Source organism: Coprobacter fastidiosus, assembly GCF_982245605.1.
This window is the reverse complement of sequence record NZ_CEVCIF010000012.1, coordinates 14,332-27,566: the sequence shown is the minus strand read 5'-3', so window position 1 is coordinate 27,566 and position 13,235 is coordinate 14,332. Positions and strand designations below refer to the sequence as shown.

Genomic DNA, 13,235 nt, shown 5'->3' with positions numbered 1-13,235 from the left:
TATGACAGACTCGGTAAAACCTAAAAAATTTTTAGGACAACATTTTTTGAAAGACCTCGATATAGCCCGCCGAATAGCAGATACCGTAGGCGATTATAAGGATATTCCTATTCTCGAAATAGGCCCGGGAATGGGAGTATTGACCCAATACCTGATACAAAACAATCATGACCTCATTGTAGTAGAATTGGATTCAGAATCTGTCAGATATTTGAGTGAACATTTTCCTCAATTAGACGGCAGAATATTGGAACAAGACTTTTTAAAATTGAATCTAACAAATCTTTTCACAGGAAAATTTTGTGTTATCGGAAACTATCCTTATAACATATCGAGCCAGATATTTTTCAAGGTTCTCGATTATAAAAACCAAATTCCATGTTGCAGCGGAATGATTCAGAAAGAGGTAGCAGAACGTATAGCTTCTAAGCCCGGATGTAAAGCTTACGGAATATTGAGTGTACTTATGCAGGCATGGTATGATATAGAATATCTGTTTACCGTTCCCGAACACGTCTTCAATCCCCCACCAAAAGTCAAATCTGCCGTAATAAAAATGACCCGAAATAAAACAGAACAACTGGGGTGTAACGAGAAATTATTCAAAACCATAGTGAAAACAGGCTTTAATCAAAGAAGAAAAACGCTTCGGAATTCACTTAGACAACTATTAGGCAAAAAATGCGAATTACTGGAAGATCCCGTTTTCGACAAACGCCCTGAACAGCTTTCGGTAAAACAATTTATCGACCTTACCAACCAAATAGAAAAGTTCATTCCTCAACCTTAAGCTTAATTTATTATGGAACAATTTTCAGAAGAATATATCAAGGAAGTACGAGATATCATTAAAAATAACGATACAGAAAAAGCCAAAGAACTGTTAAAAGGTCTGCATCCCGCCGATATTGCGGAACTTTATCAGGCTTTGGATCTAGATGAAGCAGAATTCATCTATATGCTTCTCGATAGCGAGAAAGCAGCAGATGTATTGATCGAATTAGATGAAGATGATCGTAAAAAATTATTGAAACATCTTCCCAATGAGGTCATAGCTAAACAATTTATAGACCACTTGGACACGGACGATGCTGTCGATCTGATCCGTGAAATGGATGAAGAGGCTCAGGAAGAAATCTTATCCCATATCGATGATGTGGAACAGGCCGGAGATATTGTCGATTTATTGAAATACGACGAAGATACCGCCGGGGGACTTATGGGTACGGAGATGGTTGTCGTAAATGAGAATTGGAGTATGCCCGAATGTCTGAAAGAGATGCGCATCCAAGCAGAAGAGATGGACGAAATATATTATGTATATGTTGTCGATGATGATGAACGGCTAAAAGGTGTTTTTCCTCTAAAAAAGATGATAACCAACCCATCGGTATCGAAGATCAAACACGTCATGAAAAAAGATCCGGTATCGGTAAAAACAGACACTCCTATCGAAGAAGTCGCACAGGTATTCGAGAAATATGACCTTGTCGCTGTTCCCGTAATAGACAGTATCGGGCGGTTAGTAGGACGCATTACGGTCGATGATGTCATGGACGAAGTCCGCGAACAAGCAGAAAGGGAATACCAGTTGGCATCCGGTATCTCCCAAGACGTAGAGACTACCGACACCATTTATACACAAACTTCTGCCCGGCTTCCGTGGCTATTGATAGGTATGTTCGGAGGACTTACCAATTCGATTATTCTCGGAAATTTCGAAACCGGATTTATTACAAACCCTGCAATGGCCCTTTTTATCCCCCTTATCGGAGGGACTGGCGGAAATGTCGGAATACAATCTTCCGCTATCGTAGTACAAGGTCTGGCAAACGGATCATTAGCATTACACAATGCAGGGAAACAGATACTGAAAGAATTAGCCGTCGCTTTAATCAATGCCAGCATGATTTCTCTTCTTGTATTCGGATACAACTGGTTTCGTATGGGTATTGATGCTGTCACCATAGCCGTATCTTTATCTCTTTTTTCTGTAGTCATATTCGCTTCAATTTTCGGAACGATAGTACCTATCACTTTAGAAAAATTCAAAATAGATCCGGCTATTGCAACCGGTCCGTTTATCACCATCACAAACGACATTATAGGAATGCTCATTTATATGAGTATTTGCGCTACCCTTGCTGCCTGAAAATTAAATTCAAATCCCCTTATTTGCCTCTTTCCAATTCAGGCAGATAAGGGGAACACAATACAAACTACGTTACGCATGAATCCAACGTTTCATATCTTCCTCCACCGAAGAAATTGTCGTTATTCCGAATTTTTCAACTAAAACTTTCAGGACATTCGGTGAAAAGAAAGCCGGAAAAGTCGGTCCAAGATGAATATTTTTTATTCCGAGACTCAACAATGCCAACAATACGATAACAGCCTTCTGTTCATACCATGCAATATTATAAACAATTGGTAAATCATTTATATTTTTCAATCCCAAAGCATCACGTAAAGCAAGAGCTATAACCACTAAAGAATAGCTGTCGTTACATTGACCGGCATCCAATACACGAGGTATACCATTTATATCACCCAAAGACAATTTATTATAACGATATTTAGCACACCCGGCAGTAAGTATAACATCGTCTTTAGGCAATGCTTCCGCAAAATTCGTATAATATTCACGTGACTTCATACGTCCGTCACACCCTGCCATTACGACAAATTTTTTAATTGCCCCAGACTTGACTGCATCGACAATCTTATCGGCCAATGCCAATACCTGATGATGGGCAAAACCTCCGATTATCTCACCATATTCTATCTCTACAGGAGGCTGGCACTGTTTTGCATGAGCGATCAGTGCCGAAAAGTCTTTTTTTCCGCCTTTCTGACGATTCGGAATATGTTTTGCACCCGGCAATCCGGCAGAACCGGTAGTATAAATGCGATCGGCATAAGTCGCACTTTTTAATGGAGGTACAATACAGTTGGTCGTAAAAAGAAATACACCGTTAAATGTCTCGAATTCTTCTTTTTGACGCCACCATGAATTTCCGTAATTACCGACAAAATGCTTATATTTCTTAAAAGCCGGATAATAATGTGCAGACAACATTTCACTATGAGTATAAACATCCACACCCTGACCGTCCGTCTGCTCGAGCAACTCTTCAAAATCTTTCAGATCATGTCCGCTTACCAAAATCCCCGGGCGTTTACCTACTCCGATATTAACTTTCGTAATTTCAGGATTTCCATAAGAAGAGGTATTCGCCTTATCAAGAAGAGCCATAGCCTTCACCCCGCACTCTCCGACATTCAACACCAAAGAAACAAGCTCCTCGGCAGAAATATCCAAGCGAGATATTTCTGCAAGGGCATTTTCTATCATCGCATATATGTCATGATCCTCAAATCCGAGATTTAAAGCATGTTCTGTATAAGCTGCCGCACCCTTCACTCCATAAATTACCATTTGTTTCAAAGAGCGCAAATCTTCGTTCGGCTCACTCAATACACCCACTTCAGCAGCTTCAGCAAGATAATTCTCTTCAGAAACAAAATAAGCGACTTCAGGCATATCCGGTAAAGCGATATTCCGCTTTTTGGCTGTTCCAACAAGAATGTTTTTTATTTCAAACGCTTTTTTTATCCGTACTATTATAGCCTCATCATCAAAATTAGCATTGGTTATCGTACAAAACAAAGCATCCAAAACAAAATGGTCTATTTCGTTATCTGCCGTGCCTTTCTCACGTAAAGTCCGGTTCACGATAGCTATTCCCCTGACAGCATACAACAACACATCCATATAAGCTGCTGTTTGAGGGTCTTTACCGCAAACACCCTTTACCGTGCACCCTGTGCCCCGAGCAGTTTCCTGACATTGAAAACAAAACATATTCATAATTTTCTGTATTTAATAGGTTAGCTTAAAACCATTTTTCATATTTCACTTCATCCCGTAAAGAAAGAACAATCAAATTCTAAAGAATGTTTACGGGAACTCTATCTTTTGCTGTTTGTGCAATAGCCAATATAATACTTAGAGATTGTTTAAGAGCCTGGCTAAATTTTCCAATAAAAAAGTAAATTAGAAGGAAATCAACTGAAACAAATACACGAACTCTACAGAATTTGATATTACACATGAATATGTCCGGTATTACTTGCCTTACGCTGTCTTGTACCCTCAGTCAAATAACAGAAACAGGAATAATGCATCCTCAAAATAAACATTTTCAAAAATGATAAGGACAAACTCTTTACTTGTATTCAAAGTATCTGATTTTTTCTAAAAAAACAGAAAATACGCATCAAACTTTCCTTTCAGAATGCAGTACTGAACAAAAATAAGCAAGTTTATAAAAGTCGAATAGAAACATGGATGGATGACGGCTATTCAAATTACGCTCTATAATAGGCTTTAAAGCGCTTCCTAAAACACGAACTACCCCGGTCATTCGTATTTTTTTTAGTTTTTCATAAGTAGCAATAAGTCGTATATTTTGGGCATCTTTTTCCGAAAGAAGATTCATATAAATCAAAAAAAGATTTTTCAGACTATTTTTTGTTTTCTCAAGAAACTCCTTATTCGTATTTAATCCTTGATGCAATAAAGGGTTATCTACATACAAAACTGCAATATTATTTTTCATCAATTCTATTCCGAAAAGAGTATCCTCATGTCCATAATTCCATATTTTTCCATCAAAACGAACTTTTTCGAATATATTTTTCTCAATGAAAAAATTACCTGAAAGAAACGCTCTTTTGTTTCCTTTAATTTTCGACTCTCGTTTCATCCCATATGCCCAATGTAGAAATCTATCCCTTGATAAATCTTCTTTTCGACAATATATATGCCCACCGCACATCACCTGAGCATTCCCAATCTGATCAAGATAATTTTTCAAATAAGAGTCCGATACGACTTGCATATCACAATCCATAAAAACAAGATATGGATAATGAGCTTCATCTGCCAAAAGATTTCGTATAGCTGAACGGCCTATATTCTTTCCCAATTCACGATATACGACATGAGGCAAGTTTTTTACTTCTCTGTTCTCTTCCAAGAAAAGAGATGATCCATCGTCAAATGCTAAAATCTCATATTCAACGTCCAAATTCTCTGCTTGGGCAGACAAAGAATTGATCAACCTGCGACAGTCATAATTATATATCGGAATCAATACAGATAGCATAACAATAAATCTTTTCTTCGGGAAAAGTAGAAAAATAAAATCAAATAAACAATCCTATTTCTTCAATATTTCCTGTACATAACTCCGATAAGCATCCAAGTTACGAGATTTAAGAATACATTTTCTTAATTTTCTGTCCATATCAGGGCATAAATATTCCCACAAAGTTTTCATCTTTGCCAAAACTTGATGATCTCCTCCCTGATAATGAGACGAATAATATTGTAACAAGGCGTTGTGGAAACAATATAAACGTTCTCTAAATTCACTATCCGGCAATTTAGTACCCGATTTATACGTCAAAGCTAATGATGGATCGGTCAATAAACCTCTTCCCAACATGACACCGGCAAGATGAGGATAATCTGCAATAATACACTCTATATCTTCCAAAGTTACCAGATCACCATTATAAATCAACGGAATAGGACAAAGTTCATAAAAACGGGAAAAAGTTTTCAGATCGGTTTTTCCTTTATATTGTTGAATCCCTAAACGGGGATGCAAAACCACTCGTGAAACCGGATATTTTTCCAACAAAGGTAATAAGCGAAAAATTTCATCTGCACTCTCCCATCCTAATCTCGCCTTAATGGAAAAGTCGATAGCAGGAAACTCCAAAAATACTTTAAGAAGGGCTTCTACTTCTTCCGGAAACGGCAATATACCCGAACCTTTATGGCGTTTTACCAAAAGAGGAAACGGACATCCCAAATTAAGATCTGCTCTTGTATAACCTTGTTTTTCGAATAAACATAGTATAGAACGTAATTCTTCCGGAATGGAAGCTATAACCTGAGGAACAAGAATCGGCACAGAATTCCGCAAAGGATCAATATCCGAAATATCTCTATTCCGAAATTTATTTCCATTCTCTAAACGAACAAAGGGAGTATAATAAACATCTACTCCACCGAAATAAGTGTGAAAATAATTTCGATAAGGAGCATCGGTATAACCTTGTAGAGGAGCAAAATAGACGGGACAATCTACCATAAGTATTTTCACAAAAATACGGCATCTACACAAATAATCGCAGATGCCGTATTGCTATTTTCAATTCACATTACCACTATCAATCAAACATGTGTTTCAGCTTGCTGAATATACGATCTTTTACAGACTTGGAAGGAGTAAAGTTGGAAGCACCTTTCATTTTCTCTATTTCCTGTCTTTCCGATGTAGTCAGACTCTCCGGCACATATACCGAAACATTTACCAATAAATCTCCTACACCGTAACGATTAATAGAGGGCAAACCTTTTCCTCTCAGCCTCAATACCTTTCCGGGTTGAGTTCCGGGTTCTATCTTGACTTTCGCCTTGCCATCTATCGTAGGAACTTCAAGAGCCCCTCCTAAAGCCGCTGTCGGGAAATCAAGAAGAGCATTGTATATCAGATCATTTTCATCACGTAACAATTCCGGATGCGGTTCTTCCTCTATCACGATCAGCAAATCACCGTTTACTCCCCCGTGACGGGCAGCATTTCCTTTTCCGCTCATCGAAAGCTGCATTCCTTCAGCTACCCCTGCCGGAATATTCAATGTAATAACCTCATCTTCCTTTAAGATGCCTTCTCCGTTACAAACATTACATTTTTTTGTTATAATGCGACCTTCCCCTCCACACGTGGGACATGTAGTCGTCGATTGCATCGCACCTAAAAATGTTTGTTGTACCTGAGTAACGACACCGCTCCCGTTACAAGTAGAACATGTCGTGTAAGCTGTACCGTTCTCAGCTCCTGTTCCGTGACATGCCTTACATCCGACATATTTTTTTACTTTTATTTTCTTCTCGACTCCGGTAGATATTTCTTTTAATGTAAGTTTTACTTTTACCCGAAGATCCGATCCCCGGTTAACGTGACGCCGTGTTCGGCCACTGCTACCGCCACCGAAACCGCTGAATCCGCCGAATCCGCCACCGAAAATATCTCCGAAATGAGAAAATATATCTTCCATAGACATTCCTCCGGCACTGAATCCGCCACCACCGGCCGCACCGTTCAACCCTTCGTGTCCGAACTGATCATAACGACTTCGCTTATCGGGATTGCTCAATACTTCATAAGCCTCGGCTGCTTCTTTAAACTTCTCTTCAGCTTCCTTATCGCCGGGGTTCTTATCCGGGTGATACTGTATAGCTTTCTTACGATATGCTTTTTTTATCTCCTCGTCTGTTGCATTTTTGGCAACATCCAGCACTTCATAATAATCTCGCTTAGCCATTTCTTACCCTTTCAATTATTCACCGACAACAACCTTGGCAAAGCGAATCACTTTGTCATTCATCGTATATCCTTTTTGTACACAATCGATTACCTTGCCTTTCATCTCAGGACTCGGAGCAGGGAATGTCGTTACAGCCTCATGATATTCTGTATTGAAATCTTCATCTTTGGCCGGAATTTCTTTTATACCATGTTGATCAAGGAAAGTTTTGAACTTATTATATATCAAAGTCATACCTTCTTTAACCGCTTCGACATCCGTGCTTTCGTTAATAGCAAGTAAACCACGTTCGAAATCATCGACTAACGGCAATATCCGTTTCAAACAATCCTCACCACCGCTTTTGATAAGATCAGCTTTTTCACGAAGAGTTCTTTTTCTATAATTCTCAAAATCGGCCATCAACAACAACTTATCCTTATTAAGTTGTTCGATTTGCGCCTTCAGCTCTTCTATTTCTGCTGTCAAACTGGCAGCATCTGATGCTGCATCTTCTGCCTCCGGAAGATTTTCATCTGTCACATTCTCCGGAACTTCAGAAGTTTCAACAGCAGCCTCTTCGGTCGATTGAGTACCTGACTTCTCATCATGTATCTCATTCTTTTTGTTCTTTTTATCACTCATAGCTATCTATATTTTTCTTTTCTTATCAAATTTTACCGAAGCATTCAGAAACATGACTCCACAAATTATCATCATCCGACAAAATACCTCACCTCCTGTTCAACAAAAATGCTGCCAAATAGGAATCGGCAGCATTTTTGTCACCTCTGCGAGGTTGTTTTGTCAGTCTTTATATTTTAATATTTTTTAATAAGTTCTAAATCCATCATATAATATCCGTTTTCGTTCGTCATTCGCTTTAGATAGGCAATAATCTGAGAAATCTCGGCTTCTTCTTTCACTTGATTTAACACAAACCAGTCCAATACAGCCCGCGTAGCTCTATCTTTCTCGTCACAAACAACATCAAGCAAAGTATCGAAAGTATCCGTAATCCGCATTAGATGTACCAAAACCTGTTCAAAAGATTCTACTGGATCACCAAAATCAGAAGGGATATCCACTATATCCTGCAATTCGACCTTTCCACCTTGTTCTATCACATAATCCATAAGTCTCAAAGCATGCCGATGTTCTTCTTGATGCTGATATTTCATTCGTGCGGCAAACCCGGGATAACCGTTCTCTGCAAAATGAAGGGATATGGCTAAAAAGAAATGAGCCGACCATATTTCGGCATTAATTTGAGCATTTAGCGCTTCTTCTACCCGTTTCTTCAACATAATAACATTATATAAGTTCTCCGAAATTCTTCTTTGACCTTATAACAGTTTAGCGGGCAAATCGTTCACATCAATACCGGCACTCTCCTTGCCAGACAAAACTTCCGGGAAAAAGATCGTCCGGCAACTCCGGCAAATTACTGAACAGGCCATAAACCGAAGAACCCGATCCGGACATTGATGCATAAACAGCACCGATATCATATAATCGGGATTTTATCTCCGCAATTTCCGGATAATGAGAAAATACGCTTTTTTCGAAATCATTTGTCATAAGATTTTTCCACTCTTCCACAGGTTTCTTTACAATCTCGGACAACGGCACTTTCGGTTGCTCGGGCTTCACCAAAGAATAAGCTTTTGCCGTAGGAATCATAATATCGGGCTTGACAAGCACCAGATAATAATTTTTTAAAGTAAGAGAAACCGGCGTGAATTCATTTCCTATACCTGTAGCCAATACCGGCCTATTCAAAAGAAAAAAAGGACAGTCTGCCCCTAAACGAGCGGCTAAAGAGAATAGCATCTCTTCCGAAACGGGCAACTTATACTTGTCTTTTAAAAGACGGAGCATAAATGCAGCATCCGATGATCCGCCTCCCAGACCTGCACCGAAAGGAATCACCTTATGCAAATAAATATCTACGGCAGGTAAATCAAAGCTTGCTTTCAATAAATCATAAGCCCGAATTATCAAATTTTTATTCGGTTCTCCGTCTATTTGTAAACCCGAAATATGCAAACAAGCATCCGTTTTTCCGGGTAAATCGACAACTTCCAATGCGTCTTCCAACGAAATAGGGTAAAATATCGTCTCAAGATTATGATAATTATCCGGACGTTTTGCGACAATATTCAGTCCGAGATTTATTTTTGCATTCGGAAATGTAATCATAGCTTAACAAGATTTATTTGCAAAAATACAGATTATTTATCCACATTTCGATAAAGATAGAGAAGAATAATCCGTTAATAAGATTCTATTTCTTAATTTTGTCAGGCTAAAAAGTTTATCTACGTTTGCAATACATCTTCAATATTACTTATGGAACAGAAACGCAATTATCGATCTGCAAAAAATAATTTACCGTCTATCACCGACTTAGGGAAACTTCAACCTCAGGCAAAAGAGCTCGAAGAAGCGGTATTGGGCGCTCTTATGCTCGAAAAAGATGCTTATTCTATCGTCAGCGATATTTTAAAACCGGAGTGTTTTTATGAGCATACTCACCAACTTATTTATTCGGCTATCGTAGATCTGGCACTCAGACAGCAACCTATCGATATGCTTACCGTTACCGAACAACTCCGGCGGAGAGGCGAATTGGAAGAAGTCGGCGGAGAATATACGATAACCGTACTTACCGGTCGGGTGGCTTCTGCCGCAAATATAGAATTCCATGCCCGCATTATCGCACAAAAATATCTTGCCCGCGAATTGATCCGCTTTTCCAGTGAAATACAAACGAAAGCTTTCGATGAGACAAATGATGTCGATGACCTGATGCAGGAAGCCGAAGGCAAATTATTTGAAATATCCCAACGAAATGTAAAAAAAGATGTCACTCAAATCAATCCGGTTATTAAAGAAGCGCTCAACATTCTGGAAATCGCATCGAACCGAAAAGACGGACTAAGCGGATTGCAATCGGGATTTCATGATTTGGATAAAATGACATCGGGTTGGCAAAACTCGGATTTGGTTATCATCGCCGCTCGTCCTGCAATGGGAAAGACCGCATTCGTTCTGTCCATGGCAAAGAATATGGCCATCAATTATAATACGCCGGTAGCTATCTTTTCTCTTGAAATGTCTAATGTACAATTAGTTAACCGGTTGATTGTAAATACGTGCGAAATTACCGGAGAGAAAATAAAAAGCGGACAATTAGCACCATACGAATGGGAACAATTAATGGCAAAAATCAAGGACCTCTACGATGCACCTATATATATAGACGATACTCCGAGTTTATCGGTATTCGAACTCCGTACCAAAGCACGAAGACTCGTCAGAGAGCACAACATAAAGATGATCATTATCGACTACTTGCAGCTTATGAATGCCAGTGGCATGAATTTCGGAAGTCGTGAACAAGAAGTAAGTACGATCTCCCGGTCATTAAAAGGATTGGCGAAAGAACTGAATATTCCTATCATCGCTCTTTCCCAGTTGAATCGTGGTGTAGAAACCCGACAAGGCGACGGAAAACGTCCCCAATTAGCCGACCTGCGTGAATCGGGTGCAATCGAACAGGATGCCGATATGGTGTGTTTTATCCACCGTCCGGAATATTATAAAATAACCGAAGACGAAAAAGGAAATTCCCTGATCGGACTTGCAGAAATAATCATAGCCAAGCACCGTAACGGTGCTGTAGGCGATGTGCGATTACGTTTCAAAGGAGAATATGCAAGATTCCAAAATCTTAACGACGATACAGAGATATACGGAACATTCGGATCAGGGATGAACAGCGGAAAAACATTTTCTTCCGCTCCTATTCCTTCTCATACTTCTTCTAATGCTGCAGAAGATTTTTTGCAACAACAAAATAATGATGTTCCGTTCTAAAAATCTATTTCCCGAACAATATTGCAATTCCGAATAAAATTTCAAATAGGTGAAATAAAATAAGAATAGCGAGGGAGGAAAAGATCTTTACCTCCCTCGCTATTCTTATTTTCCGAATTATCTTTTAAAATACACATATTTCGGCTCAGTAGGCACATAATCGTCATTGTCCCATAGCGTACTCGTAATCATTAAATCGGCACTATAACGGTTACAAGCAATAGGTACATTATGAACCCGACACTGACGAAGCAGCATCTGAATGTCCGCTTCATGCGGTTGGGGATTCAAATCATCGATCAGAAAAACAGCCAGATTTATCTGATGCTTTACTACCATCGCCGCAATCTCCGCATCTCCACCGAGAGGCCCGGAATTCATGCAGGTTATATCTGCCTTTATCCCATGTTCATCAAACGCTTTTTTAATCAAACTTCCGGTAGTACCGGTACATACCAGATGATGTTTAGAAAGCAATTCGGCGTTATGCACCGCCCATTCGACCAAATCGGCCTTACGATTATCATGAGCAACCAATGCAATAGTCAATGTTTTATTCATAATCAACACCTTTTTAGTTAATAACAAAGATAATGAATAATTTGTTATTCTATCATTTCAGTAACACGAATCTGATAGAATAAATAACTCTTTATTACATCTGACCGGCAACCGAAGTATAAAATTTATCTCTGACAAAATATTTGCAAGCAACCTCTTGTAGTTCCTCTGCCGTTATAGACTGAACCGTCATAAATTGTCGGTCATAATATTCAAAATCGAGTTGATTCGCAATCAAAGAAATATAAGCATCACAAATAGAAAACGGACCGTCGAAAATACGAGCTAACTCTCCCGACAGATAACTTTTTACCATTTTCAGTTCTTCTTCAGGCACTTTTTCTTCCCGTAACCTCTCTATTTCATTGAATACCTCTTCTATCAGAGGCCGTACATATTCCGTACCGGTCTGCGTCGACACAGAAAGGTAAGCATCTTCTTTCAGCCCGATTACAGAAGATGATATTCCGTAAGTAAAACCTTTATCTTCGCGAATATTCAACATAAGACGACTTCCGAAATATCCACCTAATACAGTATTCAGAATTCTGAGCTTCATATAATCGGGATGAGTTCGGCTGATTACCGGCATACCGATTCTCACAGCCGACTGCAAAGCTCCGGGTTTCTCAAAATACCTGAAATGTTCTTTTGAACGGACAATCGGATAATTCTTTTGCTCGGATTTTATCATCGGAGATTCCCTCTTTTGCCCGAAACAATCGGAAACTCTATCAATCATAGACTCCGTAACTTTCCCCGAAATAACGATCTTGCAATGTTCAGGACAATAAAAGTCTCTATGATATATCTTCAAATCTTCTATGGTCAAACGATCGTAGTCCTCAACTTCTACCGGACGACCATAAGGATGATCCTTCCCGAATAATTGTCCGAAAAATTCCCGATTTACTAAAGTCTGCACCTTTTCTTGTTCAACCAATAATCTTTGCTTACTCCGTTCTATATATGTCCTAAATTCTTTCTCCGGAAACATAGGTTCATAAATGACAGACTCAAGTATAGGCAACACTTCACCGAAACTCCGGTTCAGCGAATAGAGTGTCATATATGAATTGTGATAAGATACGGAACTTTGCAACCATGCTCCGTAAAAATCGAGTTTTTCTGCAATATCCACAGATGTCAGTCCCCTACAACCTTCCCTCGACATAGCATTAGCAGCTTCTGCTGCTAACGGAACATTCTGTTCATATCGTCCGGCATTAAACATTATATCGATACGGTTCACTTCCTGATCTCCCATATCGATCGCGTATAACGGCACTCCATTCGGAAGAATACGGCAATCTGCCTTAGGCAACGTTAATAAATCGAAGTCATGTATTTCCGGCTCTATTTTCCGGTCAAGCATATTTATAATCTCCTATAATAAATCATTTTTA

General features: G+C 39.1%; 12 protein-coding genes. 3 read left to right on the top strand and 9 right to left on the bottom strand.

The window, feature by feature from the left end:
* Position 1: 1 nt before the first annotated feature.
* Together rsmA and mgtE are read left to right on the top strand one after the other, a co-directional pair.
* On the top strand, positions 2-790 hold the full coding sequence (rsmA, locus tag AC0UMU_RS04705) for a 16S rRNA (adenine(1518)-N(6)/adenine(1519)-N(6))-dimethyltransferase RsmA (RefSeq protein ID WP_278715198.1): 789 nt from the start codon (positions 2-4) through the stop codon (positions 788-790).
* A gap of 12 nt (positions 791-802) precedes the next feature.
* A complete protein-coding gene (mgtE, locus tag AC0UMU_RS04700; protein WP_009316626.1) occupies positions 803-2,152 on the top strand; it encodes a magnesium transporter in 1,350 nt (449 codons plus the stop codon).
* Between the two features lie 72 nt (positions 2,153-2,224).
* On the opposite strand, the gene hcp is transcribed toward mgtE, so the two are convergent.
* From hcp to ispE, 7 genes are all read right to left on the bottom strand, one after another.
* Positions 2,225-3,871 carry a hydroxylamine reductase gene (gene hcp, locus AC0UMU_RS04695; RefSeq protein ID WP_278715200.1) on the bottom strand — a complete coding sequence of 549 codons (1,647 nt, stop codon included), beginning with the start codon at positions 3,869-3,871 and terminating at the stop codon, positions 2,225-2,227.
* A gap of 409 nt (positions 3,872-4,280) precedes the next feature.
* Entirely contained in the window at positions 4,281-5,171 is an 891-nt protein-coding gene (locus tag AC0UMU_RS04690) for a glycosyltransferase family 2 protein (protein ID WP_278715202.1), read from the bottom strand.
* Between the two features lie 54 nt (positions 5,172-5,225).
* Positions 5,226-6,167, bottom strand: a complete 942-nt coding sequence (locus AC0UMU_RS04685; RefSeq protein ID WP_278715205.1) for a tRNA-dihydrouridine synthase family protein — start codon at positions 6,165-6,167, stop codon at positions 5,226-5,228.
* A gap of 79 nt (positions 6,168-6,246) precedes the next feature.
* Complete coding sequence (gene dnaJ, locus AC0UMU_RS04680; protein ID WP_122337408.1) at positions 6,247-7,404, bottom strand: molecular chaperone DnaJ; 1,158 nt, start codon at positions 7,402-7,404, stop codon at positions 6,247-6,249.
* 15 nt (positions 7,405-7,419) lie between these two features.
* The gene (locus AC0UMU_RS04675) at positions 7,420-8,031 is read right to left on the bottom strand and encodes a nucleotide exchange factor GrpE (RefSeq protein ID WP_278715203.1); all 612 of its coding nucleotides are present in this window, start codon (positions 8,029-8,031) and stop codon (positions 7,420-7,422) included.
* A gap of 176 nt (positions 8,032-8,207) precedes the next feature.
* Complete coding sequence (locus tag AC0UMU_RS04670) at positions 8,208-8,693, bottom strand: ferritin (RefSeq protein WP_122337409.1); 486 nt, start codon at positions 8,691-8,693, stop codon at positions 8,208-8,210.
* Between the two features lie 70 nt (positions 8,694-8,763).
* Entirely contained in the window at positions 8,764-9,588 is an 825-nt protein-coding gene (gene ispE / locus AC0UMU_RS04665) for a 4-(cytidine 5'-diphospho)-2-C-methyl-D-erythritol kinase (protein WP_278716407.1), read from the bottom strand.
* A gap of 150 nt (positions 9,589-9,738) precedes the next feature.
* Here ispE and dnaB point away from each other — a divergent pair, with 150 nt between their 5' ends.
* Positions 9,739-11,268, top strand: a complete 1,530-nt coding sequence (gene dnaB, locus AC0UMU_RS04660; protein WP_009316618.1) for a replicative DNA helicase — start codon at positions 9,739-9,741, stop codon at positions 11,266-11,268.
* A 117-nt stretch (positions 11,269-11,385) separates the two neighbouring features.
* On the opposite strand, the gene AC0UMU_RS04655 is transcribed toward dnaB, so the two are convergent.
* Entirely contained in the window at positions 11,386-11,829 is a 444-nt protein-coding gene (locus AC0UMU_RS04655) for a methylglyoxal synthase (RefSeq protein WP_009316617.1), read from the bottom strand.
* A 94-nt stretch (positions 11,830-11,923) separates the two neighbouring features.
* Positions 11,924-13,204 (bottom strand): M16 family metallopeptidase, encoded by a 1,281-nt coding sequence (locus AC0UMU_RS04650; RefSeq protein ID WP_288640360.1) that lies wholly within the window; start codon positions 13,202-13,204, stop codon positions 11,924-11,926.
* Positions 13,205-13,235 lie beyond the last annotated feature (31 nt).